This window comes from Halobaculum roseum, assembly GCF_019880245.1.
In the GTDB taxonomy this organism is placed as follows: Archaea; Halobacteriota; Halobacteria; order Halobacteriales; family Haloferacaceae; genus Halobaculum; species Halobaculum roseum.
Genome location: NZ_CP082289.1, coordinates 28,165 through 52,422, shown reverse-complemented (window position 1 = coordinate 52,422; position 24,258 = coordinate 28,165). Strand labels below are relative to the sequence as shown.

The following is a 24,258-nucleotide window of genomic DNA, read 5'->3' as shown; positions in this document are numbered from 1 at the left end:
CACTAGGGACACCATGGCTTCTGAGACCCTCGACGGGTACGTTATCGACGTTGGATGTATCCGGAAAAACGCTCGCGATGAGCTCCTCGAAAAGGCTCGTACGCATTCGCGGGAGTGTGCGCTGATGGGTCACTGTGTCGAAAGTGGCTATGGTATCGTAACCGAAGACGATCGGTTGACTGTTCTAGACTCGGAAGCGACTCCGAAAATAGTGAATACCGTGGAGGGAAGCGACACGGAGGAAGGAATACGACTCCGTGTCCAGCGAGAAGAACAGGACGGGTCGATGGAAACGACCAGTATTGAGGAGATCAGCTAGGTAGTAGCTCAAGACCACGATTGGTCGACGAGTGAGTTCTGACCATATCAACTTCACCAGAAGGCGATGTATTCGGGCTCACTTTCAATTCCGGGTAGTGTTGGCCGACTTGATTTACAGGCGACACTTGAGAGCGCCCAATCATTTCTCTGGCAACGTGTTGATGGAGGGATGTACGAGGAAACAGCTGTGTCTGGTGGCGGTCACTGGTACTACACGGTCGTTGAGGATGACCTTGTCTTCGCACGGCAGCAATCAGGTCGGTTAGACTGGCAAGCAACAACGGATGCAGCTGGCATTCTACGTCGCCAACTCAGACTCGACGACGATCTCGACGAAATCTTTACCAGCTTCCCCGAGGAACCTACGCTCGAAAAGGCCAAACGCCAGTATCCTGGCCTCCGAGTCGTTCGTGATCCGTTCTTCCCCTGTCTGATCTCGTTTGTTTGTTCAGCACGGATGCCCGTCAAACGGATTCACGCCCTCCAGAGTAGCCTCGCACAGGAGTTTGGTAGTCCCGTCCACGTTGATGGGTCCACGTACTATGCCTTTCCCCGCCCTGACCAGTTGATGGCCGCATCGGAAAGCGACCTCCGAAATCTCGGTCTGGGATTCCGTGCACCATACGTTGAACGGACGACTCAGATGGTTGCAGACGGGGATATTACGGAGGCGTTCCTACGCGACAGATCGTACGCAGAGGTCCATGAAGATCTTCAGTCCTTCCCGGGCGTTGGTCCCAAAATAGCAGACTGTGTTTCGCTGTTTGCCTTTGGACACCTCGAAGCAGTTCCAATCGATACGTGGACACGGCGACTTATCGAGCGCTACTACCCCGGTGATGTGGCGGACTCATATGACGCCACAGCTACTGCGTTTCGGGATCGGTTCGGCGAGTATGCTGGTTATGCCCAAACCTACCTCTTTCACTATGAACGGTCGTAACTACCGAGGACGTAGCGGGAACGAAAGTCACAGAACGAACGTAGGGAGAAGCTCAGTCAGTAGAGGTACTTGATTTTGCCTGTGTTTGCTGGGGATGCTCGTGGTGGGTGACGGTACCGTCGACTGCTGTCGCACCCTGATCCCGGAGGAGATCCTCCGTTTCACCCACGCGATTATCCGGGACCATGACAGCGACTCTCGGTTGATCCAGTGCAGTAACCTGGCGAGACGTGCCTACTACACCCCCAAGAAATCCACCGATTGCGGCACCGAGCCCGAACCCGAGGAGGATAAGCATGTACTGGCCAGCGGTCATAATTGGGCTGATACGGGGAATCCAGAACATGTTCTGATCCATCATAAATAGCAGTACAGCACCGATGAGTCCACCAAGTAGTCCACCCCAAAGAAGTCCCCGTCTTTCTGGCATCTTTGTGGCTGGATCGAAGAAGGGATTATCGATATCCGGCTCATCGGGTTCTAAGCCTGCTTCACGGAGTGCTTGCTTGGCCTCTGTTGTTTCCTCGGAATCATCGAATGTGGCGACGATTCGTCTCATTGGTCACCTCGTGGTTCTTGGAGCATTGCATGGAGCTGGGCTTGGACTCGTTGACTAATCTGATCTGTGTCCCCAACGATCCATCCGTGATTGTACTTCCTGTCATACGGCGCGGACTCGTGTGGCCGAGTGAGGTTTGTGAGATAGTTCTCAACGGCGTCTGGTACTGTATCCTGCTCGACGTGGAGCATTGGTCCGTGTTTCCCGCGATGACTTTCGACGCACGCCGGGAGTGCCGTCTGCCAGTTGTCAGGGTTCGCAAAGATAAAGTTGTGACCGCTTTCAGCGATCCCCCAACCAATGTTACGGGGCCACTCGCCGAAGATCCACCCCTGATTCCGTCCGATGTCCTTGTACCCGGCGAAGCCGACGCTTAGTTCGTACGGATCAGATCCCCTCGGGATTCGCTGTACGTGGCCGAAACGTGCGAGGTCGCGAGCGACCTGTTCGCTGATCTTGCTCTCGTCGCCGAGGAGGTACATGTATGCCTCGTCGAAGCGGGCTTCAAGCTGTTCCTGGGTTGCCTCGGGGATGCGGTTCCCGTCAATGTAGAGGAAGCCGTCACCGCCGTGAGCGTTCCAGGACTGCGCCGGGATGGCGGTCTGGAGATCGTCGAGATCGGCGATAAACGTGGTGTCCCGGTGGTTGGCGTGAATCGTACTGAGGTACTGATCTGCATTGGCCGCGACTTCGATCGGTGTGTCTCCCTCAATACGTCTGGTCTTCAGCCCCATCTGTTCGACGGTCCGCTGAACGTCACTGCTGATGTAGCGCTCGCCCCCGACGATGTACACCTGCATGTTTCCGTCGACGTGAACGCCTTCCGGGTGGAGGCGCTCGATCTCCTCGCGCGTTACCTCCGGCAAGGAGTCCGGCTCCGTCAGGAGGACCGCACCGTCGATAGGGTGATGGATGAACGCCACGCCGGGAAGTGCTGCAGCGAGATCGCTGTCGCTGATGAGAATCGCTGCCCCCGGTCGGGTGTGATCGTTAATGGCGGGATAGACGTTCTGTGTGAACGCTGTCGCCGTCTCGTAGTCGTTACTCCCGGCGAGACGGGTCGTCATGCTCGTGACGGTCTCCTCGTCGAAGTCAGCCGACGCGGGTCCGCCCTGGCTACGCTCGCCTGAGGACCGGACTTCCCGATACGTGAGTGCGGCACCCCCAAGAGTTGCTCCAACTGGTAGCGCGGCGAGATCGCGCAGGAACGTCCGGCGACTACGGTCGCTCACAGTGCACCACCCGGTTTGAGGTTTTTCCGAACGAGCAGTCCGTTCACTGGCCAAGCAATGAGGAACCCGACCAGCGTAGCGAACACCATCACGCCGAACCAGAGGATGTTGTCGTCTCCTGGCATCATTGGTAGGTTGAGCATCATGAGTACCCACATTCCGCCCATCATTCCGACAGAGACACTCGTCATGCTCACGGCGACGATCTTCGCACCTTTCCTCGCTGCCGATCCGGTATCGAGCCCTTGTGAGTCCTTTAGCATCGGGATGTGGAAGACGAGCCACGATACGAGGAACGCAATGACGTACACGAGCACGATGAGGATCGTCATCGCGTTCCCGAGCCAGAATAGTGGCCCGTCGAGGACGATCATCGGTATGCCGAAGTAGTTGAGGAGGAACCCCGTCGCGATCATCGTACTTGCAGCAAAGCCAACGCCCATTGCAGTCGCTGTGGCTGCTCGAAGCCAGTACGGGCGGAGGACGCGTGGTCCCTGATCAGTTGTAACGATCTGTCTTCCCCTGTAGGAGAGCCAGTAGAGGGCCAGCCCAAATGGGCCAAGGACAAGGGTTAGCAGCGGCCAGACCATCGTCGTCCAGTCGTTCATCTCAGGTAGCCGGTGACGTGCATGGGCGAACACAAACGACGCCCCGAGGATACTGAACCCGGCCCAGATCGCAGCGAGCGATTCTAGCGGACTGAGGCCGGCCCCCTGATGGCGGTACTGCGTGATCTCAACCGCGTAATCGAGCCGGCCCTGGGACACCCAGGAAACCTGATCCGTCGACCCCATTGCGAAGAGGTGGTTAAACGGCCCTTCTGCGGGGGTCGAGAACCAGGCCGGCTGTGACTGCCACGCGTAGTTTTCAGTTACCGCTGGCAGGCTCCCGTCATCGTTGACGAGTAGGATTGGGCCAGCTTTCCCCCACTGAAGATTTGTCGACGAGACTGCGTGCTCGGGCTCACTGGGATTGACGAGCATAAAGTTGTAGTAACCGACTTTATCACGTTCATGGATTCCCCAGCCAAAGTCTCGCGACTCATCACGGAACTCTGCCACCTCGATGGCGTGGTCCTGTGGGGTGTCCCCTGAAACTCGTGTCCACTCGACGTTGAGGTCAGAGAGCGCTTCGTCACTCACGAGGCCGGGCGGTGCGAGGACATAGGCGTGTGAGGCGTTCAGTTCCTCAATTGCCTCTTGGGTGGCATCTGGGACTCCGTCTTCGTTCGCGTATAGAATTGGGTCACCAGAGTAGGCGCTCCAGGCGGCAGCGGGCAGTGCCCACTGTGGCTCGTCAGAGTTCACAATGATGACGTTGTTCTGACTGATGTCGTCAGATCCGTTCCCACGGGTGGCGATAGAAGCGGCTGTCTCAGCGGGGTTTCCACCAGAGATGTCAACAGTAGAGACGCTGGACGTGTTCGTTCCATTTGCGCTACTGGGGGGAGTGGCGTTCCCGAAGAGGAGAAGAGCGTCTTCGCTCGCCCGTAGTCGAGATGCCGCCATAGCCGTCTGCCAGTCGTTCTCGGGAACACGAACCACAGTTGAATAATTGAGACCTGAGTCAGGTGGCCGTGCAGCCCGGGCAGTGAGTTCACTCTGGCGCTGTGGATCATTGACAGGGAATCTGCTCACGTCCTTAGTCTGCATCGTGGTGTACGATTCACTCGGTGCCTGCCCGTAGTCGAACAACGTCAGCCCGACGACGAAGACCGGTTGTGTAGCGACGAGAATCGCGACAATGGCAGCGACACCCATCGCTACCAATTTCCAGATATCCATTTACTAGCTCACCCCGCGCTGTTTTCGAACGTTGCCCGTGTGGGCGCTCATTGTCTGAAAGGCATCTACACGGTCAGTTGTAGCTGGGAATTCAGGTATCATTGGTTGGCGTATGAGTAACCGTCTGTTCTTCAGACGGGGCTACGTACACGTTGTATCCTGCAAACGCGGTCACTAGAACGCCGACAGCCACGTCATTCCAAAGAAGACCTCCAGTGACTCCGGTGACAAACGGGGCAAACAGAAGCCACCCGCCAAGCAGCACGAGTATCCCAGAAATTCCCTTGCTGGGTCCACCCTGTATTCGCTCACGTGAGTAATTATACCCTGCTAATGTGGCGATCATTCCACCTACAACTACGTCGTTCCACTTGGCAGGAGACGGTGAGCCCACTATGAACGGGAAAGCCATGAGCCAGATCCCGAGGGCCCCGGTGAAGACTGTAATAGACTTCGTTGGTGTATCCATGAAAACGGGTCCAACAAATATGGACAGTTATGGAACTCTACGTTTATGAAGCCATCTCGCGGCAGGTCTCCGCACAGTCGCGGAGTACCTCAGCACAGACCTGACAGTGTTCTGCATCGTGACGCTCACATTCCTCAGCACATTCTTCACAGGCCCCGGCACAGGCCTGGGCGAGCTGCGGACTGTAGTTCGAGTCCCGTGCCATGAAGCGCGCGTGCAGCGTAGTGAGATCAGCGACGTCTCGACAGAGACGGGCACACTCTTCCATCTCCTCGTCACCGAGACACTCATCAGCGCACCACTCGCATGCTTGGGCCGCTGCGAGACAGTTATCGATACATTCAGCCATTTGTTCGTTCTCGCCTACGTGGTCGATCTGGGTCAGAGCCATTTCACTATCTCATCTAACGCGACCACACTTTGTTATCAGCACCCCGAGCCCTAACGAGAACTAGTGAGACGGCCTATTGCTGCGTAACCCTGATTTACACAATAGGTGAGACGGAGAGTAATATCGTATTTCCCCTGCATCGTCGGGAGTGATATCTAGAGAAGCAGGTCCTGCAGATCCGATTTTCCTATTAATACCGTGTTAGAGACGTCTCTTTGACGTTCCAAGGGAAAAGTGATCGGCAGCCTACGGATTTTGCAACTGGACTAAAGGTTGTTGGGACCGTAGCCCGACTATGGTCGATTCTACGATTCACACACTCAGCGCGATTTTTGCGATCATGAGTGGAACAGGAGCCGGGCTCTTAGCGCTCTTTTTCTGGCGCATTCTCCGTGAATCCCCTTTTGGTACGGTCATTGCGCTTCTCTCAGTAACGATGACCGCGACGATCGTGTATCACGTTATCCTGTTCATCCTTGAACCAGATACCGTACTATTTGCCACTATTCGAAGCGCCCTCTATACTATCGTGGCTATCTTTCTTTGGTTAGTTATCGCAACCCATCAGCAAATCAAGAATAGCGCGGTAGAAGGGTGATTAGCGGTGCTCGAAAACTCTCTGTTCACCTATTATAACCTCGCAGTTGGCCTTATAACAGGTTTCGGGGTCTTCTATTTTCTGTTCTTCAAGCCCACTGTCGTAGATTACCATCGGTTCCTCTTACTCACTGTCGCTGGACTGATACTATTCCTGATTGGTGGGCCAATCACTGAGCTATTATTCCCGTCACTGGTTCATTGGGTACACGGAGTTGCAGCCCTCTTGGTCATTTTTGGTCTCTATAATCCACTTGAAAACGACCTGCGCCGAGACGCGTGGGCAGATGTTTTTCTCCAAGAACCGATTCAGGTTCGACAGCAGGATGAATGGATGATGCCGATTGACGATGCTATTCTCGGCCTCTTCCACTCAAAGGAGCTGATTCTAACTCCTACAATTATAGCGTACAATATTGATTACAGTCGTGAGGAAGTAAACCGCCGGCTTAGTGAACTTGAAAACCGCGGGTTTGTCATAAAGGTTGAGCGCGGAAAATACCGGATTACAGAGCTGGGAAGACAGTATATCGAAGGCTCGATTTCCCATGGTCCTCTCGCTCGTTTTTGGGAGCGACGAGACCACCGAAAACAACCCTAAAGCATTACGGATTTGCAGTTTGCCTGTGAAATATCTCAGTACTTGGCTTCGAATATCCGGACTATCTTGTCCGTTAACGTCGCAAGTAAATCCGCAATTTAGGGCTGGACGGCGTCAATCATCTCCTTGATGGGGGAGTAAACTGGGGTTCCTGGCGAGGGGGAGAACTACTTTCAGGCGTGAGCGGTGTATCCGGCGTCTTCGACGGCCTCCACGAGGGTCGTGACCTCTACCTCGCCATCGACGCTCGCCTGTTCGCTCTCCCTGTCGACGGTCACGTCAGTCACGCCGGATACCTCTTCGAGGGCCTCTTCGACCGTCTGCTCACAGTGACCGCACGTCATGCCTTCCACGATGATCGTCGTCGTCATACAGGGATACACACGGCCTCCTCTCTTTAGCGGATTTCCCCTTCGATCATACTGATATCGTGGGGCTCAAACTTTAGATTCAAAGCGATACCTGCGGCCGTAACGAACTAGACATCGGATGCGCCAGGTGTCAATAGCGAGAAGGCTCAAGTATCGTTGTGACGCTCCCTGTACGTCTTCGCCGCTAAAAAGACATAGAGTGCGCCGATAGCCCGAATGCCCAAGCGGAATCGCTCGTTCCATTCTATCGACTCTGGACGCTCGTACAGGAACGCGGTGGCAAATCTCTGATACAGGTCGGGAAATAAGAGGACTATCGCGCCGAACACGCCGGTAAGATTCATCAGCAACGCGTATGCTCGCCCGTTAAAGAGTGAAAGCGCAGCTATCAGAACACCCTCCGACCGGACTGCTGGACGTATCCACCCTCTCACTGTTCCCTCGTCTGGATTCGAAATCGCGAGTTTCTCGAAGAGCTCGACGATTTCGTCCGGGAACAGCGCTGAGATAGCGCCGAGGACACCGACGAGTGTTCGAATCATACGATATGGTACGACCGATATGGATATAACTCCCACTGCGACGCTACACTATCGAGAACGAGGGGAGTCCGAACAGTAGCGGCTTCGAACCGGGCACGACGCGCAGAGGCCGCTTGTCGAATGGGCGTCCTGAATCCTTATGGATTCGGGGCATACAGGGCGTAGAGGATAGACAGCATCCCGGCTGCGGTGACGAGTGCTGCGACGAATCCTGCTTCGAAGATCGACACCTGGAGGAGTTCGAAGAGGACGCCTTCAAGGAGGCCGCCAAGCCCGACCAATGCGAAGCCGGCGGCGACGTACAGGAGTAACTGCGTGTGATGCCGTTGGTATCCGCGATAGGCCTGGTAGGCGATCACCAGCGCCAGGGCGGTCGTGAACAGCTTGCCGATGACGAATAACGTGTGTTCCATGAGTCAGTCTCCCCGCATTTCCTCGAAGATGGACGTAATCCGGTCGGCGGGGTCCGGCCGAACATCGATCTGCACGTCGAAGCCCTCTGCTTGGAGGAGTACTTCGACACGCTCGAGTCGCGCCTCGTACTCGCTGTAGTGCCGTCCGCCGGGGTCGACGTGCGTGTACTCCTCGAGGAGGCCCTGCTCGACGAGGCGGGTGACACGCCGCGAGACGGTCGGGCGTGACATATCGCATTCCTCGCTGAGCTCCTTCGCGGAGAGTCGGTCGGTCTTCGTCGCCACGAGGATGTTGCGGGCGTACTCGTCGTCGAGTGTGGCGAAGATGTCCGACGGGTCGGCCTCCTCAGTCACACGTCCGTACTCGCTACAGGAGGGTAATATAGCCCGCCGGTTTTCTGACTCAGAACGCCGGCTCGCTATTATATCGTCTCTACCCGCCTACTGATAGTTGAAGGTGCAATAATTATGTCCACACTCGACTCCGGCATGAACCAGCTTGAGAGCAGAGTCGGCGGCCTGACCGTCGGCGGGAAAGTCCACAGCCTCAGCGCGTGGTTCGTGCTGGCGCTCCGTCTCATGATGGGCTACGCGTTCGCGTACTCCGGCTTCACGAAGATCACCGGCGAGTTCGCGGCCGGCGGCTACCTCTCGAACGTTGCGGCGACGAACGGCAACCCGCTGGCGGGCCTGTTCGCGTGGATGGGTTCGACGCCGTGGTTTGTCGAGTTCGCGAACGTCGCCGTGCCGTACGGCGAGCTGTTCATCGGCCTCGGCCTCCTCGTCGGCGCGTTCGTCCGCCTCGCGGCGTTCTTCGGCGCGCTGATGATGCTCATGTTCTACTTCGGCAACTGGGACATGGGTCACGGGTTCATCAACGGGGACTTCGCGTACATGCTCGTGTTCCTCGCGGTCGCCGCGTTCGCCGCGGGCCGCATCCTGGGCCTCGACCAGTACATCGAGAACTACGACGTCGGCGGCGAGACGCTCGTCGAGCGCTACCCCGCCCTCGAATACATCCTCGGCTAACCACGCCGAGACCGTTGGGAGTACAACAATGCAAAATCCAATTCAAGCACGCGGGATTCGTTCTCTGGGATTCATCGTCGTTGGGGCACTGACTCTGGCCGTCGTCGCCGGAATGGCGCTAACGCACGCGACCGTCCCAGAATCAATGATGTGGAGCTGGCACGACGGCATGTGGAACAGCGGCCACATGGCCGGCTGGGGTGGCTGGGGCTGGGGGATGATACTGTTCGGGCTCCTGTGGATGGCACTTCTGATCGCCCTCCCAGTCTACGCCGTTTACTGGCTGACAACGCGGTCCCCTACGGACGGCCATACTGATGACAGCGCACTCGCTGTTCTCCAAGAACGGTACGCTCGTGGCGAAATCGACGACGAGGAGTTTGATCACCGTCGCGCCCGCCTGGTGTCCGACGACGATCGTTTCTGACCGCGTTGGTGTTACTGTCTGAGGAGGCGTCTGAGGACGTAGTGGAGGATTCCGCCGTGTTCGATATAGGTTACGGCGGCCGGCGTGCCGACCTGTGCTGTGACCGGGAACTCGACAGTCGACCCGTCCGCACGCTCGGCGATAACGGTCAGTTCGTCCATCACGTCGAGCCCGTCATCGAGGCCGTGGATCGTGAAGACCTCCGACCCATCCAGACCGAGAGATTCCCACGAGTCGCCATCATCGAACTGCAGGGGAAGCACACCCATGCCGACGAGGTTGTCGCGGTAGATGCGCTCGTAACTCTCGGCGATGGTTGCGCGGACACCGAGCAGGTCCGTTCCTTTCGCCGCCCAGTCCCGGCTAGACCCAGTTCCGAACTCCTCGCCAGCCATCACGACGAGCGGTATCCCCTCGTCCCGATAGCGGCGACTGGCTTCGAACACCGTGGTTTGTTCGTCGGTCGGGTGGTGGATCGTGTAGCCACCCTCGACGTCGTCGAGCATCTCGTTCTCGATTCGGACGTTGGCGAACGTCCCCCGCATCATCACCTCGTGATTGCCCCGACGTGCGCCGTAGGTGTTGAACTCGTGTGGCTCGACACCGTGATCGAGCAGCCACTGACCTGCGGGGAGGTCGGGACCGAACGGGCCGGCTGGACTGATGTGGTCGGTCGTAACGGTATCGCCGAGCGTCAGTAGACAGCGTGCGTCCTCGATATCGGCGACGCCGGGTTTCTCTACCGGGAAGTCCTTGAAGAACGGCGGTTCACGGATGTATGTCGAGTCCTCATCCCACTCGTAGACGTCACCCGTGGGCGCGTCGAGAGCAGCCCATCGCTCATCGCCCTCGAACACGGAGGCGTACTTCTCCTCGAACATCTCCGGAGAGACGTTCTCGTGGATTGCGGCCTGCACGTCCGCTGCGTCCGGCCAGATGTCCGCCAGATAGACTGGGTTACCCTCATCGTCAGTGCCCAGCGGCTCGTGTTCGAGATCGATGTCCATCCGCCCTGCGAGCCCGTAGGCGACGACGAGCGGCGGGCTCGCGAGGTAGTTCGCGCGGATCTTCGGGTGGATACGCGCCTCGAAGTTCCGGTTCCCGGAGAGAACGCTCGTCGTCCAGAGGTCGTGGTCGTCGATTGCCTGCTCGATGGGATCGGGAAGCGGCCCAGCGTTACCGATACAGGTGGTACAGCCGTAGCCGACGACGGCGTACCCGAGCTCTTCGAGATACGGAAGCAGCCCCGATTCTTCGAGATACTGCGTGACGACACGGCTACCCGGTGCGAGACTCGTCTTGACGTACGGCGGGACGTCTAGGCCTTTCTCGACGGCGTTCTGGGCGAGCAGTCCAGCAGCGATCATCACCGACGGGTTCGACGTGTTCGTACAGCTCGTGATGGCGCTGACGAGGACGTCTCCGTGTCCGATTTCGACCGTCTCACCGTCGAGGTCGACCTCGACACGTTTGGTTAACGGGTGCAGTTCCGATTCGGGTTCGACCTGAACGCCACCGTCGGTCTCCGCATCAGCTGCACCACCCTCACCGAGCCACCGCTGCAAGGCGTCCTCGTCGACATCATCGAGGTCGTCCTCGAACTCCCCGTGGAGAAGTCCCCGGAAGCTCTGTTTCACGTCCCCCATCGGAATCCGGTCCTGTGGCCGCTTGTGTCCGGCCAGACTCGGTTCGACTGTCGAGAGGTCGAACTCGACGACCTCAGTATATTCTGGTTCCTGTTCCCCGAACAGCCCTTGGGCTTCGAGGTACTCGCGAACGAGGTCGACGTGGTCGGGATCACGCCCGGTGAGTTCGAGATACTCGAGCGTCTGCTCGTCGACCGGGAACATACTGATCGTCGAGCCCTGTTCGGGCGCCATATTGGCGATCGTGGCCCGGTCGGGGACTGTGAGATTCTCCACACCGGGACCGAAGAACTCCACGAACCGGTCGACGACGCCGACCTCGCGGAGTCGTTCGGTGATGTGGAGCACGAGATCCGTAGCCGTCGCGCCCTCGGGTAATTCGCCTTCGAGACGGACGCCGACGACCTCGGGGAGTTTCATCGTGACCGGTTGACCGAGCATCGCCGCTTCCGCTTCGATGCCGCCGACGCCCCAACCGACCACACCGATGCCACCGATCATCGGGGTGTGGCTGTCCGTGCCGACGAGCGTGTCCGGCAGGAGCCAGTTCTCGCCGTCTTGCTCGCGGGCGTGGACGACCCGACCCAGATGTTCGAGATTCACCTGGTGGACGATACCGGTCCCCGGCGGGACGACGTTGAAGTTCTCGAAGGCGTTCTGCGCCCACTTGATCGCGCGATACCGTTCGGCGTTTCGCTCGTACTCCAGTTCGACGTTCTTCTCGTAGGCGTCCTCGGAGTCGAAGTAGTCGACCTGGACGCTGTGGTCGATCACGAGATCAATAGGAATCTCCGGTTCGACCAGGGTGGGATCTCGGTCTTTGCGGTCGACCTCGGATCGAAGGGCCGCCAGGTCGACGACTGCGGGTACACCGGTGAGATCTTGCAGGACGACTCGTGATGGAGAGAACGGAACCTCTGCGTCCGGTACGTCTGGCTTCCAGCCAGCAGCATTCTTGACATCCGCTGCAGTAACAGTTTCGCCGTCGGCGTTCCGGAGCACCGACTCAAGCAGAATACGGATGCTCACAGGGAGCGTGTCGAGGTCACAGAGCCCCTGCTCTTCGAGTGCTCGAAGATCGGCCATCTTGTACGTCGTCCCGTCGACGTCGAGCTCGCGGACGGCATCGAACGGAAGTGTATCAGTCATAGTATCTACACCTGGGATTGGCAGTCGTATCAATCCCTCTCCGAATCCGATTCGACGAGAATCGGGATTTGTTACGCAGAGGCATCGTATCCAGCGTCTTCGACCACAGTCACAAGCTCATCCCGTTCAGCGGACCCCTCGACCGTCGCGGATTCTGAGTCACGATCCGCAGTAGCGGACGTAACCCCCTCAACTTCTTCGAGTGCCTCTTCGACGGTCTGCTCGCAATGTTCACAGGTCATTCCTTCGACGGTGATTGTCTGAGTCATATCCATTCGTAGATAGGGGCGAGTATTCTATGTGGTTTTCTGCTTAGAATCCAATGTTGTCGCAGCCCTAGATCACCGATTTCGAAGGTGTGTTGTGGGCAACAATAATGTATCCTGCGAGACGAAGCGGTCGTATGCGCAATTTGGATGAAACCGACTTAGAAATCCTCTCGTTACTCGCTGATGACGCCCGCCGCCCGTTCAGCGATATTGGCGAGGAGGTCGACTTGTCGGGGCCAGCCGTTTCTGACCGGGTAAAGCGATTACAGGAAGCTGGCATCATTAACAACTTCACGATTGACGTCAACCGGGCTCATCTCCGAGCTGGTGTACCGGTATTTATTCAGGCCGAAATCGGCTCAGCGTCGTTGGAGGCCGCCCGCGAGCGGGCTCGAGAGTCAGATGGCGTTGAACACGTCTTCACGACCTCCGAAGGAGATCTTTGGTTCTATGCCCGTGTTGAAGCCCAGAACGTACGTCAGTGGGTAGATGGACTCTTTAACGAGATCGATGTAGCAGATTACACCGTCACACTAATTGACGAGCTTGAATGGACGCCGTCCGTTGATGGCGTCGAATTTGCACTCACCTGTGCTGAATGTAACAATACCGTTGATAATCAAGGTGAAACGACGAGAATCGACGGAGAGATCTATCACTTCTGTTGTCCGTCCTGTCTCACACGGTTCGACGATCGGTATCAGCGACTCGAAGAGGGAGCGTAACGCCGTCTTTGGAATCCAAATTTTCCTGCAGTCGAAACCCCGCCTCTCGAAGCAGTAAATCGCCTAAACCTAGACCCCGTATAGTAGAACAAGCATGACAAGCCAAACAATCCATCTTGATATCACGGGAATGTCCTGCGCCAACTGTTCGGCGACGATCCAGGACACTCTCGAATCGCTCGACGGGGTATCGGAGGCGGATGCGAACTTCGCCACCGACGAGGGTTCCGTCACCTACGACCCTGAAGAGGTATCGCTCAAAGAAATCTACGACGCGATCGACGAGGCCGGGTACGGCGCAGTCTCTGAGACGGTAACGATTGCCATCTCCGATATGACCTGTGCCAACTGCGCCGAGACCAACCAAACCGCTCTTGAAAATATTCCGGGCGTCGTTAATGCGGAGGTCAATTACGCAACCGACGAAGCACAGGTCACCTACAATCCTGCGGAAGTATCTATTGGTGCGCTGTACGATGCTATCGAGGAGGCTGGCTACTCGCCCGTCCGCGAAGATGGTGCCGACGAAGAGTCGGGCCAGGACGCACGAGATGCCGCCCGTCAAGCCGAAACTCGGAAGCAACTCAGGTTGACCCTCTTTGGGGCAGTGTTATCGGCACCGTTGCTCTTCTTCCTCATCGACAATTATCTGCTCGGTGGCGCGATCGTCCCTGAAGCCGTCTTCGGTGTGGAACTTGGCTGGGTTGAGTTCCTCCTCGCCACGCCGGTACAGGCGATCCTCGGCTGGCCGTTCTATAAGAACTCGTACAAGGCGATCGTGAAGAACGGCCGCGCCAATATGGACGTGCTGATTGCGATCGGTTCAACAACGGCCTATCTATACTCTGTGGCAGTCCTTGCTGAACTCATTGCAGGTGGACTTTATTTCGACACGGCAGCCCTCATCCTCGTGTTCATCACGTTGGGTAACTATCTCGAAGCTCGGTCGAAGGGCCAAGCGGGTGAGGCCCTCCGAAAGCTCCTCGAAATGGAAGCCGAAACGGCGACCATTGTCCGCGAGGACGGCAGTGAAGAAGAAGTTCCGCTTGAAGAGGTCACAACTGGTGACCGGATGAAAATTCGTCCAGGTGAGAAGATTCCCACAGACGGTGTCGTTGTCGACGGTCAGTCTGCCGTCGACGAGTCAATGGTCACTGGCGAATCTGTGCCTGTCGAGAAAGAGGAGGGCGATGAGGTCGTCGGCTCGACGATTAACGAGAACGGCGTCCTTGTCGTGGAGGCGACGAAGGTTGGAGAAGACACGGCCCTCCAACAGATCGTCCAGACAGTCAAGGAGGCCCAGTCGCGCCAGCCCGACATCCAGAATCTCGCCGACCGCATCTCCGCGTACTTCGTGCCTGCGGTCATCGCGAACGCCCTTCTCTGGGGTGTCGTCTGGTTCCTGTTCCCCGAGGCTCTCGCTGGCTTCGTCGACTGGCTCCCGCTGTGGGGTCAGGTTGCTGGCGGCCCGGCCCCGGTCGGTGGGACCGTTTCAGTCTTCGAGTTCGCGATAATTGTCTTCGCGTCCTCGATCCTCATCGCCTGTCCCTGTGCGCTGGGGCTGGCGACGCCCGCAGCGACGATGGTCGGGACGACGATTGGTGCCCAGAACGGCGTCCTGTTCAAGGGCGGTGACATCCTCGAACGCGCAAAAGACGTCGACACGGTCGTCTTCGACAAGACGGGCACCCTCACGGAGGGTGAAATGGAACTCACCGACGTGGTCGTCTTTGATAGCGATGGAAATGTGGTGACTGACGGTGGCGAGCCGACCCCAGATGGTGGACAGCTCAGCACCCGTGAGCGCCTCTCAGAGGATGATGTGCTTCGACTGGCGGCGATAGCTGAAAGCGGCAGCGAACACCCGCTCGCCCGTGCAATCGTCGAAGGGGCCGAAGAACGCGGCCTGGACGTGACTGAGCCTGACGACTTCGAGAACGTTCCGGGCCACGGGATCAAAGCAGTCATTGGTGACAGCGAGGTGCTGGTCGGCAACCGCAAGCTGCTGCGGGACAACGGGATCGACCCCTCTCCCGCTGAGGAGACGATGGAACGCCTCGAGAACGAGGGGAAGACGGCGATGCTGGTCGCCTACGAGGGGGAGCTCGTGGGTGTGGTCGCCGACGCCGACACAGTGAAGGAAAGCTCCAAGCAGGCTGTCACAGCACTCCAAGAGCGGGGAGTTGACGTGATGATGATTACGGGCGACAACGAGCGAACTGCCCGTGCGGTCGCTAAACAGGTGGGTATCGACCCGAAGAACGTCCGCGCAGGAGTCCTTCCTGAGGACAAGTCCAACGCGGTCGACAGTATTCAAGACGAGGGCCGGCAGGCGATGATGGTCGGTGACGGCGTCAACGACGCTCCGGCACTCGCGGTCGCACACGTCGGGACAGCAATCGGCTCCGGCACCGACGTCGCCATCGAAGCTGCAGACGTCACGCTGATGCGAGACGACCCGCTCGACGTGGTAAAGGCGATCCGAATCTCAGACGCGACACTCCAGAAGATCAAACAGAACCTCGTGTGGGCGCTCGGTTACAACACGGCGATGATTCCGTTAGCGTCGCTCGGCCTCCTCCAGCCCGTGCTCGCTGCAGCAGCAATGGCGTTCTCGTCGGTGTCGGTGCTGACGAACAGTCTCCTGTTCCGGCGGTACACCCCCGATCACGACTACAAGCTCTTCGGATTTCTTCGCTAACCGTCACCTCTAGATCAATGTCGAATATTTCCCGGCACACGGTTCGAAGGTACCTCGTCGAGACAGCCAGTAGCGAACCGACATACCTCCGGGCTCGCGAGATTGCCAGCGACCTCGACGGATCTCCCAAGGCAGTCGCGCAGTATCTCAGCCAGCTCCAGGACGAACTCACAATCGTTTCACTCGAACAGTGGGGGCGCTCGAAAAGCACGACGTGGCGATTGGAGGTGAACGGGTCGTGAGTACTGTCACCCGCCGCGTCGAGACTGTCCTTCCGGAGACCGGCTCACGCGAGTGGTGGGCGCTGTACCTGCTGGCCCCGCTCGTCCTTCTCGGTGGGGGCATCCTCGTGTTTCCGACGTTGGTCTACGACCGGTTCATCTGGCAGTATCTCTGGGGACCAGTCGTCGCCGATGCGGCCGGTCAGCCAGTCACGCACGAGGGGGTTCGTGCTGTCCAGGGCTACAACGCGGTGAACACGGTAATCTACCTCGCGGCAGTCGTATACAGCCTCCCCGGACTACGTGCGTATCTCGACCAACTCGACGTCACGTTCGACGCACGACTGGCCTACGGGTTCGCTCCGATCATCATCGCAGGTGGGGCGATGCGCGCCCTCGAGGATCTCGGGCTGCTCGGGGACTACGCGGTGTGGTTCATCACGCCATCGATTTACATCGTCGTCACCGCTGTCACCATCCTCGCGCTCGGTGTCGGTGCACTCTTGCGTGACCAAAATATCGGATCTATCCCGCTAACAGTCGGGCTCGTCGGGTCGGTGTGGGCTGTCGGGGCCGTCTGGTGGGCTGTTTGGCACGGCCTCTCGACATCGACCCCACTCCGCCTATGGGTTCCTGTCGCGACGACGGGGATAGCGCTCGGCGTAACCGCACTCTACTACTGGGGCGCGAGTTTCGTCAATATCACACACCTTCGACACCCGCTAATTCTGCTGGCCGTTTTCGGCCAGTTGTGGGACGCTGCGCAGAATCTCATCGGTGTGACGTTCCTCGGCTACTCCCCAAAGCTGGTCGTGACGAATCTCGTGTACCAGGCGACTGGATTCTCCGGATCGACGTTCGTGCTGAAACTCGTCGTGACTGTCGGCATCGTGTGGTATCTCGCCGATGCGAAAGAGGAGATGAATCACACGTGGTGGTGGCTTATGACGTTCTTCATCGGAGCGATCGGACTCCCGATGGGCGTTCGTGGGTCACTTCGGATGCTGTTGGGAGCTTAACGATGGCCTCAAAGATTGGCAAAAACCGATGACACGAACGTCCAAAATTGCGGTAATAGGTGGAGGGATGGCCGGGCTTGCAGCAGCTGCTGGATTCGACGACGCTGGATTCGTCGTCGAACTATATGAGCGGCAGTCCTACGATAGCAAACGCGTTAATTGCGGAGAAGCGATGACAGCGGTATCGAAGATCCCACTCGAGCCGACTGTAGAGAACGGCTTTCTCAATCCGCTGCCAGCGATGGAAGTGGAGGTGTATGACGGAATCGACGCCGATCGCCACCGCACTGGAGCCGGCACCTTTCCTGCTGCGGATACATATATAACGGACCGAAATGTCGTTGAGCAGTCCTGGGCAGAACAACTCTCAGAGAAGGGTGTTGACATCCACGAAAACCAGTCTATCACACGGACAGATTTCCACGAGTTCACCGATGAGTATGATCTCGTCGTTGATGCAACCGGTCAGCCATCACTCTCTAGTAAAGCGCTCGGAACAACCAACGAGTATTCAGGATATATGGTAGCGCTTAACAGTGATGTCGAAGGGGACTTCACCGAGTTGTACCCGAACAGCCGGATAATTCTGGAGAACTATACAGGGTACTCGTGGGCATTCCCGAAGACATCGCAACGAGCCAACGTTGGTATCGGCTGGACGGTCAGTGACCGGCCTAGTGATTATATGAAGGCATTGAGGGAAGCCTGTAAGCGGAATGGGTGGCCAGTCCCGTCGCAGGAACGGACGAACGTCGCAATCATTCCCGAGGGACCAAGCCTTGATCCCGACAGAACCTATCTACCGGAGCATTCCGTCGTACGGGTGGGTGATGCTGCAGGTATCGCAAACCGACTCACCGGAAAGGGGATCTCACAGGCCGTTGAATCGGGATTCTTGGCCGCAGAGTTGGCTAACAGCGGCCAATTACACAATTTTCCTGACAGTTTATATCAGAGGATGAAAACGGAGTACATTTTCGCCACAGTTGTGAGATACTTTCTTGAAACTCGTAATCCCAAGGTTCTGGGAGCAGCAATTCGTGCCGCTGCCGGGATCGATATTGAAGACGTTGACCGGTCTCCGAGTACAGTTCTACTGCGTCTCCTCCGCCACCCTGTTTTGTTTGCCCGTATTTTCTCGAGACGACGAGTTTTAAACCGTGTCTATGGAGGAATGACTAACCAATGGGAGTTGATTAATTGACATCCGCTCGAGTTAAATTCTCAGAATCTGTTAGCTACTGGGAGGATCGGTAAGTACAGAGGATTAAATCAGCAAATGGAGTCCCTCAAGCGAATTTTCCGAGATCCAGAATTCGGTGGGCTCGGCTTCATCAGTGTTCCCGCTTACACGCCCCAGCACACAATCAGTCCGTAGAGGGTGACCGAATTCCTTCTTGAGAATCATCCAACTCACCTCGGATATCCGCGTTCCTGAAATGAGCCCCGACTCTTAGAAATCACGAACACCATCAATCTTTTTTACTACATCTGACAAAATCAGCCGTGAGGTGAAGTATGCCATGTCAACTCAATCCATCCGTACGAATTTTCTCGGAACCGAGACGTCGTTCTCGGTCTCGGGAGCCTGGTTGTCCATAGTTTCGGAAAGTAGGGGTAGCTACCAACCGAATCAACCGATTATCGGGGGTGAATCGGTATTTGGGAGGTCAGTCGGGACTTGCTCCGGCCACCACCGACGAAAACATACTCTTTCCGATAAATACCGGCGAAAACGGAGTGTGGCAGAGCTACGAGTCGCTAATCGGTCAGAATAATTACTAGAAAGTTGCCCCCGTCAGAACGGCGGGTCGACCCCGTCCGGCAACAGCATCAACGCCACCACGGTCATGTGGAGGTCGGCCAGCGTCAGCAACGGATCCAACCGCTCCTCGTGCGGCCCTCGGCCGTACTCGTCGTACACCTCCGACACCAACGTCTTCAGCGAGTGATCCACCATCCGCCACAGATTGTACAGCAGCAGGCTGTACGCGAACGTGAAGAACCGCATCCGGTAGTCCGTCGACCGGATCGACGGCAGCAGCGGCTTGACCATCTTGTACTCGATTTCGATGTCCCACCGCTTGGAGTACTCGTCAGAGAGCCCGATGGCCTCCATCGGCGACACGTCGTCCGCGTTCGTCACGAACACGGCGTACTCGTTGTCCTCGTCCACGGCCCAGTCCTCGTCCTCCGCCGGCACGTACAGAAAGCTCGCGTCGTGGCTGTAGCCGTCCTCGCCCACGGTCGGGTCGTCCGCCACGTCCACGTACGGGGTGTCCGAGGTCAGGTACAGGGACGCGTCCCGTTCGACGCGACTCCGCAGCGTCATGTCTTCCTTCACGTCGCCCAACTTGTCGGCGACGTTCTCGCCCCCGACGGTCGCGTTCTTCTTTTTGGGAATCAGGTAGTTCACGCCGTGGTACTGGTCGATGACGTGGCCGACGGCGTGTCCGTCGAACGCCCGGTCGGCCATCACGAGCTGGATGTCGACGTGCTTCCGCGCCTGTGTGAGCAAGCGGTCGACCACTTCGGCCCAGCTGACGGTCTCCCCCTCCTCCCCTTCCCACGTCGAGTCGTGACGGACGGGTTCGACCGCCAGCACGATGGGTGCGTTCCGACCGACGACCGTGAGCGTCGCGTACTCGTACTGGTAGGTGTGGCTGTCCTCGCCGCCGTTCACCATCTCGGGGTAGTCGTCCTTTGGCACCTTCGTCCTTCCCGTGTCTCTGCCGACCGCGATCCGGTCGTCCTCCGGCTCGATGTCCTCTTCGTCCTTCCACGGGGAGACGTTGAACGGGTCGTGGGTCGTGTCGAGGGCGGCCACCACCGGCTCTGTGAACAGCGCGGTCGGCGCGATGTTGGCCATCTGCCTGTCGACGGCGGCGTTGAACTGGTTCGTGACAGAGGAGGCGACGTCTCGCCAGTCGGGCGTGGGGAGGCGGGCTCCGGGGTACTCGGAGAGGTCGTAGTCGTGATCGTCGGGGAGGCCGAGCATCTGGACTGCGTACAGGTGGGTGTCGTGGTGGAGTGCGTCCCGGCGGAACTTGTTGAACGTCCGGAACACGCTGTGCGTCCCCGCGCGTTTCGAGAGGCTCATCGCGGTCTGGTGTTCCCACACCCGCCTGTCGGCGTGCTTGGTGTTGTCGGCGCGGCCGGTGTCAAGCACCGGCCAGACCTCGTTTTGCGCCCCGGTGATGACGTGCTTGGCGTGCCGATCCACGTAGTGGTGAATCGGCTCGCCGCTCGCCGCGACCTCCTCCGGTGACGGATCGCTGTCTGGCGGCTGGTCGGGGCTGTACGTGGAGTCGTGTTCCTCGGTCAACTCGGCAAACTCGTCGGCGACCGCCCGCAGGAAATGGCGCGTGTCCAGATCCTCGAACCGGTGTCGCTTCGTGTAGGAGATGGTCTCCTGCGACGGGGCACCGTCCAAGCCGAACCGCTGCTGGAGGTAGGGCCAGCTTTCGAGCTGGTCGGAGATGGCCTCCTGACTCATCCCGGTCACGCGCCTGTAGATGGCCAGTTTGAGCATCCCCTCGAAGTCGAAGGGGGTGTTGGTCTGGTGGTCGTGTCCGTCCGCGAGGAGGTGGGTCGGGAGGACGATCTTTCCGATGACGTACGTGAGATTGCCGTGTTCGGGGAAGAGTTCCTCCGCCTGCAGCCGCACGTCGTTCACGGCGTCTCGGAGGGAGTCGTCCAGCGGCATCTATGGAGGGTTCGAGACGGTGACGACTCGGTGTCTCCTCGGGTCGGCTGTCGCCGCGTCCGCCGCGTTCGCGAGCATCATTTTGCCGATCAATGGTATGATTTGTACTAAACTGAGGGCGTGTCGTTTCCGTGTTTCCGGGAAGCAGACCCCGTCGGTGACTGATGCCTGTGAAGTGGAGGGACGCGTAAACGCGTGTCGGTATTCTATCCGCTCTGCACCGTTCAGCGGCGGCACAATCCCCAAGTATTAGTATAGTATGTACTGTACTATTGGTGCCATGAGTGGTGAAGACGGCTCGGACGCACCCCTGTCGGCCTACCTCGAGGCCAAGGGCGCGGTCGAACTGCTCTGTGAAATCGAACCAAACGGGAGCCAGTTCACACGGTTAGTGGAGGAATCGACGGTCAGCCGGTCGACGGTCTCGACCCGCCTGCGGGAGGGCGAGGAACTCGGACTGTACGAGCGCCGAGAAATCGAGGGGCGCGGCACCTCCCACGCATACCGCCTGACCGAGGCGGGCGCAAAGCTCCGCCTCTACCTCGACCACACAGGTCTCACGGAGCGGTACCGCACGATCAAAGCGTTACGCCGGCACTTCGACGAAGACGTCGGGGAGCTGACGGAGTGGGCACGAGAGAACGAGGGAGAGTTCGATCCTCCAGTCGAGGAAGACGGCCTCCGGGAACAGCTCCGGGAGTACAGCAGACTTGGAGAGTGAAGGAGGCCGTCAGGTGTCGGAGAACCGGTCGGGCTCGATCCGTGACAGCCGCATCGCGTTCCCGGTGACGCCGAGACTCATCCCCATGTCGCCGACGACGACAGCGACGGCGACGCTGACGAGCCCAATCGGCACGCCGACGGCAAGCAGCGCCTTCACGCCGAGGCTCGTCCAGATGTTCTGCCGGATGACGCCGTTGGCCGTGTGCGACAGTTCGTAGAGGTACGGCAGCTTCCCGACGTCGTCGCCCATCAGCGCGATGTCGGCGGTCTCGAGCGCGGTGTCGGTGCCGGCGGCTCCCATCGCAATACCGACCTCCGCGGTGGCGAGCGCGGGCGCGTCGTTGATGCCATCGCCGACCATCGCCACCTCGCCGTACTCCGCCTGCAACTCCTCGACGGCGTCGACCTTCTCCTCCGGCAAGAGTTCGGCGCGGTACTCGTCGACGCCGACCTGCTCGGCGATGGCGCGGGCGGTGCCCTCGTTGTCGCCCGTCAGCATCACGACGCGCTCGACACCAAGCTCCTGCAGGCGCTGGACGGCCCGCTTCGAGGCCGGGCGCACCTCGTCGGCGATGGCGATGGCACCCAGCAACTCCGACTCCGTTCCGACGATAACGACCGTCTTGCCCTCCCGCTCCAGCGCGGCGAGCGCGTCCTCGGCGAACGCCCCGTCGTCGGACTCGGCCGCCTCTTCCGCCACGACGCCGCCGTCCGTCTCGCGGCGTGCCCGAGCGAGGTCGAAGCCCAACTCCTCGAAGAGTGCGGGCTTGCCCGCGTAGTACGTCTCGCCGTCGATCTCCCCGCGGATGCCCTTCCCGGTGAGGCTCTCGAAGCCAGTCGGGTCGGGCAGGTTGCCCACGCCCGCCTCGTCGGCACGGGCGAGAATCGCTGCGGCGATGGGATGCTCACTGCGCCGCTCCAGCCCGGCGGCGCGACGGAGCAGATCGTCCTCAGTGGTGTCGCCGACCGGGACGACGTCGGTGACGGCGAGTTCGCCCTTCGTGAGCGTCCCCGTCTTGTCGAGCGCGACGGCATCGACTTCGCCCATCGCTTCGAGGTAGTTGCCGCCCTTGATCAGCACGCCGTTCTTCGCGGCGCTGGTGATCCCCGACACCACGGAGACGGGCGTCGAGATGACGAACGCGCACGGGCAGGCAATCACCAGCAGGGTGAGTCCGCGGATGAACCACGTCTGCCAGTCGCCGGCGAAGGTGAACCCGTACCCGGCCACGTCCACCGAGACGGGGTCGGCGATGACCAACGGTGGAATGGCGGCGGTCAGGATTGCCAACACGACCACGACCGGCGTGTAGTAGCCCGAGAAGCGGTCGACGAACTGCTCGGTGTCGGTCTTCTTCGCCTGTGCGCCCTGCACCATCTCGATGATGCGCGAGAGCGTCGAGTCGCCCGCCGTCGACGTGACTTCGACTTCGAGGTAGCCCTCCTCGTTGATCGCGCCCGCGTACACCTCGTCGCCGGCGGTCTTGTCGACGGGGACGCTCTCGCCGGTAATCGGCGACTGGTCGACCGCGCTCTCGCCCTCGACGACCGTGCCGTCCAACGGAATCTTGTCACCGGGGCGAACGACCACGGTCTCACCCACCTCCACTTCGTCGGCGGGCACCGTGACTTCCTCGCCGTCGCGCACGACGGTGGCCTCGTCGGGCGAGAGTTCCATCAGCTCGCGCAGGGAGTCCCGCGCCCTGTCCATCGCGTAATCCTCGAGCAGCTCGGCGATGCTGAACAGGACGGCCAGCGTCGCCGCCTCGACGAAGTAGCCGATACCGGTCGCCGCGATGATCGCCGTCCCCATCAGCAGGTCGATGTCGAGGCTTCGGTTCTTCGCGGAGTAGTACCCGCTGCGGACGACGGGGATGCCGCTGGCGGCGACAGCGCCGAGGAACAGGACGTCGGCGATGTGGAGCGGGTACTCGAGGACGCTCGCCACCGTGACGTTCTGCCCGGTGAGGAGGAACTCGAAGAGGAGGCCGAGCGTGACGAACGCCGCGCCGAGCCACGTCTTCTTCGCGCGAGGACTCGTCCAGACCTCCGACGGTGGCGCGATGTCGGCGCCACCGGCCGCATCCTCTGACTCATCGTGGTCGGAATCCGACTCTCTGACGACCTCGTAGCCGGCGCCTTCGATTGCGTCGACCACATCGGCCTCGCTGATGCGGTCTGAGTCGTACGTGACGTTGGCCGTACCGGTGGTCGGCTGGAGCGTGGCGTCAACGACGCCGTCGACGCGCTGGAGGCTCTTGTCGACTTTCTGGGCGCAGGACGGACAGTCCATCTCGGGGACGACGAGGCGGGCGGTCAGCTCCCGTCGCTGCCCGCCCCCGCTCGTCTCCCCCGCTGCGTCCGGATTCTCTGTCATCACCTCACAGTAGGGGCGTCAGTTCGATAAGCCTTTGTTGGAA

General features: G+C 59.2%; 25 protein-coding genes. 12 read left to right on the top strand and 13 right to left on the bottom strand.

Annotated elements, in window-relative coordinates:
* Positions 1-13 precede the first annotated feature (13 nt).
* Positions 14-319 carry a hypothetical protein gene (locus K6T36_RS18235; RefSeq protein WP_134671642.1) on the top strand — a complete coding sequence of 102 codons (306 nt, stop codon included), beginning with the start codon at positions 14-16 and terminating at the stop codon, positions 317-319.
* 66 nt (positions 320-385) lie between these two features.
* Positions 386-1,264, top strand: coding sequence for a DNA-3-methyladenine glycosylase family protein (locus K6T36_RS18230; protein WP_134671641.1), 879 nt, complete (start codon positions 386-388; stop codon positions 1,262-1,264).
* Between the two features lie 52 nt (positions 1,265-1,316).
* Here the strand turns inward: K6T36_RS18230 and K6T36_RS18225 are convergent, their stop codons facing one another.
* From K6T36_RS18225 to K6T36_RS18205, 5 genes are all read right to left on the bottom strand, one after another.
* A complete protein-coding gene (locus tag K6T36_RS18225) occupies positions 1,317-1,823 on the bottom strand; it encodes a hypothetical protein (protein WP_134671640.1) in 507 nt (168 codons plus the stop codon).
* Positions 1,820-3,055, bottom strand: coding sequence for a cell wall-binding repeat-containing protein (locus K6T36_RS18220; protein ID WP_134671639.1), 1,236 nt, complete (start codon positions 3,053-3,055; stop codon positions 1,820-1,822). Before K6T36_RS18220 ends, K6T36_RS18225 begins: the two co-directional genes overlap by 4 nt.
* A complete protein-coding gene (locus tag K6T36_RS18215; protein ID WP_134671638.1) occupies positions 3,052-4,839 on the bottom strand; it encodes a DUF4396 domain-containing protein in 1,788 nt (595 codons plus the stop codon). The genes K6T36_RS18220 and K6T36_RS18215 overlap by 4 nt, the downstream gene beginning before the upstream one ends.
* 91 nt (positions 4,840-4,930) lie before the next feature.
* Positions 4,931-5,308 (bottom strand): SPW repeat domain-containing protein, encoded by a 378-nt coding sequence (locus K6T36_RS18210; protein WP_134671637.1) that lies wholly within the window; start codon positions 5,306-5,308, stop codon positions 4,931-4,933.
* A 43-nt stretch (positions 5,309-5,351) separates the two neighbouring features.
* Positions 5,352-5,699: a four-helix bundle copper-binding protein gene (locus tag K6T36_RS18205; protein ID WP_134671636.1), complete on the bottom strand. Its 348-nt coding sequence runs from the start codon at positions 5,697-5,699 to the stop codon at positions 5,352-5,354.
* A 295-nt stretch (positions 5,700-5,994) separates the two neighbouring features.
* Here K6T36_RS18205 and K6T36_RS18200 point away from each other — a divergent pair, with 295 nt between their 5' ends.
* Both K6T36_RS18200 and K6T36_RS19015 read left to right on the top strand, forming a co-directional pair.
* Positions 5,995-6,297 (top strand): hypothetical protein, encoded by a 303-nt coding sequence (locus K6T36_RS18200; RefSeq protein ID WP_134671635.1) that lies wholly within the window; start codon positions 5,995-5,997, stop codon positions 6,295-6,297.
* Positions 6,298-6,303: 6 nt separating this feature from the next.
* On the top strand, positions 6,304-6,897 hold the full coding sequence (locus K6T36_RS19015) for an ArsR family transcriptional regulator (protein WP_167599472.1): 594 nt from the start codon (positions 6,304-6,306) through the stop codon (positions 6,895-6,897).
* 173 nt (positions 6,898-7,070) lie between these two features.
* Here the strand turns inward: K6T36_RS19015 and K6T36_RS18190 are convergent, their stop codons facing one another.
* From K6T36_RS18190 to K6T36_RS18175, 4 genes are all read right to left on the bottom strand, one after another.
* Positions 7,071-7,268, bottom strand: a complete 198-nt coding sequence (locus K6T36_RS18190) for a heavy-metal-associated domain-containing protein (RefSeq protein WP_134671634.1) — start codon at positions 7,266-7,268, stop codon at positions 7,071-7,073.
* Between the two features lie 146 nt (positions 7,269-7,414).
* Positions 7,415-7,810, bottom strand: coding sequence for a hypothetical protein (locus K6T36_RS18185; RefSeq protein WP_004594583.1), 396 nt, complete (start codon positions 7,808-7,810; stop codon positions 7,415-7,417).
* Between the two features lie 137 nt (positions 7,811-7,947).
* Positions 7,948-8,223: a DUF7521 family protein gene (locus K6T36_RS18180; RefSeq protein ID WP_004515576.1), complete on the bottom strand. Its 276-nt coding sequence runs from the start codon at positions 8,221-8,223 to the stop codon at positions 7,948-7,950.
* Between the two features lie 3 nt (positions 8,224-8,226).
* Positions 8,227-8,577: an ArsR/SmtB family transcription factor gene (locus tag K6T36_RS18175; protein WP_049938495.1), complete on the bottom strand. Its 351-nt coding sequence runs from the start codon at positions 8,575-8,577 to the stop codon at positions 8,227-8,229.
* A gap of 114 nt (positions 8,578-8,691) precedes the next feature.
* On the opposite strand from K6T36_RS18175, the gene K6T36_RS18170 reads away from it, so the two are divergent.
* The gene (locus K6T36_RS18170; protein WP_011222420.1) at positions 8,692-9,252 is read left to right on the top strand and encodes a DoxX family protein; all 561 of its coding nucleotides are present in this window, start codon (positions 8,692-8,694) and stop codon (positions 9,250-9,252) included.
* 28 nt (positions 9,253-9,280) lie between these two features.
* Complete coding sequence (locus tag K6T36_RS18165) at positions 9,281-9,679, top strand: SHOCT domain-containing protein (RefSeq protein ID WP_089649904.1); 399 nt, start codon at positions 9,281-9,283, stop codon at positions 9,677-9,679.
* A gap of 11 nt (positions 9,680-9,690) precedes the next feature.
* Here the strand turns inward: K6T36_RS18165 and acnA are convergent, their stop codons facing one another.
* Together acnA and K6T36_RS18155 are read right to left on the bottom strand one after the other, a co-directional pair.
* On the bottom strand, positions 9,691-12,474 hold the full coding sequence (gene acnA / locus K6T36_RS18160) for an aconitate hydratase AcnA (RefSeq protein ID WP_011222418.1): 2,784 nt from the start codon (positions 12,472-12,474) through the stop codon (positions 9,691-9,693).
* 71 nt (positions 12,475-12,545) lie between these two features.
* Positions 12,546-12,743: a heavy-metal-associated domain-containing protein gene (locus K6T36_RS18155; protein ID WP_049938510.1), complete on the bottom strand. Its 198-nt coding sequence runs from the start codon at positions 12,741-12,743 to the stop codon at positions 12,546-12,548.
* A 134-nt stretch (positions 12,744-12,877) separates the two neighbouring features.
* Here K6T36_RS18155 and K6T36_RS18150 point away from each other — a divergent pair, with 134 nt between their 5' ends.
* From K6T36_RS18150 to K6T36_RS18135, 5 genes are all read left to right on the top strand, one after another.
* On the top strand, positions 12,878-13,468 hold the full coding sequence (locus tag K6T36_RS18150; RefSeq protein WP_049986206.1) for an AsnC family transcriptional regulator: 591 nt from the start codon (positions 12,878-12,880) through the stop codon (positions 13,466-13,468).
* A gap of 94 nt (positions 13,469-13,562) precedes the next feature.
* Positions 13,563-16,169 (top strand): heavy metal translocating P-type ATPase, encoded by a 2,607-nt coding sequence (locus K6T36_RS18145; protein ID WP_004594598.1) that lies wholly within the window; start codon positions 13,563-13,565, stop codon positions 16,167-16,169.
* 17 nt (positions 16,170-16,186) lie between these two features.
* Positions 16,187-16,411 (top strand): DUF7123 family protein, encoded by a 225-nt coding sequence (locus K6T36_RS19230; RefSeq protein WP_004594599.1) that lies wholly within the window; start codon positions 16,187-16,189, stop codon positions 16,409-16,411.
* Positions 16,408-17,409, top strand: coding sequence for a DUF63 family protein (locus K6T36_RS18140; protein WP_004594600.1), 1,002 nt, complete (start codon positions 16,408-16,410; stop codon positions 17,407-17,409). Before K6T36_RS19230 ends, K6T36_RS18140 begins: the two co-directional genes overlap by 4 nt.
* 28 nt (positions 17,410-17,437) lie before the next feature.
* Positions 17,438-18,613: an NAD(P)/FAD-dependent oxidoreductase gene (locus K6T36_RS18135; protein WP_011222414.1), complete on the top strand. Its 1,176-nt coding sequence runs from the start codon at positions 17,438-17,440 to the stop codon at positions 18,611-18,613.
* A gap of 594 nt (positions 18,614-19,207) precedes the next feature.
* Here the strand turns inward: K6T36_RS18135 and K6T36_RS18130 are convergent.
* Positions 19,208-21,115, bottom strand: a complete 1,908-nt coding sequence (locus K6T36_RS18130; protein ID WP_092817287.1) for a hypothetical protein — start codon at positions 21,113-21,115, stop codon at positions 19,208-19,210.
* Between the two features lie 280 nt (positions 21,116-21,395).
* Between K6T36_RS18130 and K6T36_RS18125 the strand changes: the two genes are divergently transcribed.
* Positions 21,396-21,836: a winged helix-turn-helix transcriptional regulator gene (locus tag K6T36_RS18125; protein WP_162498094.1), complete on the top strand. Its 441-nt coding sequence runs from the start codon at positions 21,396-21,398 to the stop codon at positions 21,834-21,836.
* A gap of 9 nt (positions 21,837-21,845) precedes the next feature.
* On the opposite strand, the gene K6T36_RS18120 is transcribed toward K6T36_RS18125, so the two are convergent.
* The gene (locus K6T36_RS18120) at positions 21,846-24,215 is read right to left on the bottom strand and encodes a heavy metal translocating P-type ATPase (RefSeq protein ID WP_177167484.1); all 2,370 of its coding nucleotides are present in this window, start codon (positions 24,213-24,215) and stop codon (positions 21,846-21,848) included.
* Positions 24,216-24,258 lie beyond the last annotated feature (43 nt).

Excerpts from the sequence above, each read along its gene's own strand:
- K6T36_RS18165 (WP_089649904.1), top strand. The coding sequence starts at position 9,281 with ATGCAAAATCCAATTCAAGCACGCGGGATTCGTTCTCTGGGATTCATC.
- K6T36_RS18215 (WP_134671638.1), bottom strand. The coding sequence starts at position 4,839 with ATGGATATCTGGAAATTGGTAGCGATGGGTGTCGCTGCCATTGTCGCG.
- K6T36_RS18150 (WP_049986206.1), top strand. The coding sequence starts at position 12,878 with ATGCGCAATTTGGATGAAACCGACTTAGAAATCCTCTCGTTACTCGCT.
- acnA (WP_011222418.1), bottom strand. The coding sequence starts at position 12,474 with ATGACTGATACACTTCCGTTCGATGCCGTCCGCGAGCTCGACGTCGAC.
- K6T36_RS19230 (WP_004594599.1), top strand. The coding sequence starts at position 16,187 with ATGTCGAATATTTCCCGGCACACGGTTCGAAGGTACCTCGTCGAGACA.
- K6T36_RS18170 (WP_011222420.1), top strand. The coding sequence starts at position 8,692 with ATGTCCACACTCGACTCCGGCATGAACCAGCTTGAGAGCAGAGTCGGC.
- K6T36_RS18205 (WP_134671636.1), bottom strand. The coding sequence starts at position 5,699 with ATGGCTCTGACCCAGATCGACCACGTAGGCGAGAACGAACAAATGGCT.
- K6T36_RS18125 (WP_162498094.1), top strand. The coding sequence starts at position 21,396 with ATGAGTGGTGAAGACGGCTCGGACGCACCCCTGTCGGCCTACCTCGAG.
- K6T36_RS18235 (WP_134671642.1), top strand. The coding sequence starts at position 14 with ATGGCTTCTGAGACCCTCGACGGGTACGTTATCGACGTTGGATGTATC.
- K6T36_RS18120 (WP_177167484.1), bottom strand. The coding sequence starts at position 24,215 with ATGACAGAGAATCCGGACGCAGCGGGGGAGACGAGCGGGGGCGGGCAG.
- K6T36_RS18155 (WP_049938510.1), bottom strand. The coding sequence starts at position 12,743 with ATGACTCAGACAATCACCGTCGAAGGAATGACCTGTGAACATTGCGAG.
- K6T36_RS18185 (WP_004594583.1), bottom strand. The coding sequence starts at position 7,810 with ATGATTCGAACACTCGTCGGTGTCCTCGGCGCTATCTCAGCGCTGTTC.
- K6T36_RS18180 (WP_004515576.1), bottom strand. The coding sequence starts at position 8,223 with ATGGAACACACGTTATTCGTCATCGGCAAGCTGTTCACGACCGCCCTG.
- K6T36_RS18200 (WP_134671635.1), top strand. The coding sequence starts at position 5,995 with ATGGTCGATTCTACGATTCACACACTCAGCGCGATTTTTGCGATCATG.
- K6T36_RS18230 (WP_134671641.1), top strand. The coding sequence starts at position 386 with ATGTATTCGGGCTCACTTTCAATTCCGGGTAGTGTTGGCCGACTTGAT.
- K6T36_RS18225 (WP_134671640.1), bottom strand. The coding sequence starts at position 1,823 with ATGAGACGAATCGTCGCCACATTCGATGATTCCGAGGAAACAACAGAG.
- K6T36_RS18190 (WP_134671634.1), bottom strand. The coding sequence starts at position 7,268 with ATGACGACGACGATCATCGTGGAAGGCATGACGTGCGGTCACTGTGAG.
- K6T36_RS18145 (WP_004594598.1), top strand. The coding sequence starts at position 13,563 with ATGACAAGCCAAACAATCCATCTTGATATCACGGGAATGTCCTGCGCC.
- K6T36_RS18135 (WP_011222414.1), top strand. The coding sequence starts at position 17,438 with ATGACACGAACGTCCAAAATTGCGGTAATAGGTGGAGGGATGGCCGGG.
- K6T36_RS18130 (WP_092817287.1), bottom strand. The coding sequence starts at position 21,115 with ATGCCGCTGGACGACTCCCTCCGAGACGCCGTGAACGACGTGCGGCTG.
- K6T36_RS18210 (WP_134671637.1), bottom strand. The coding sequence starts at position 5,308 with ATGGATACACCAACGAAGTCTATTACAGTCTTCACCGGGGCCCTCGGG.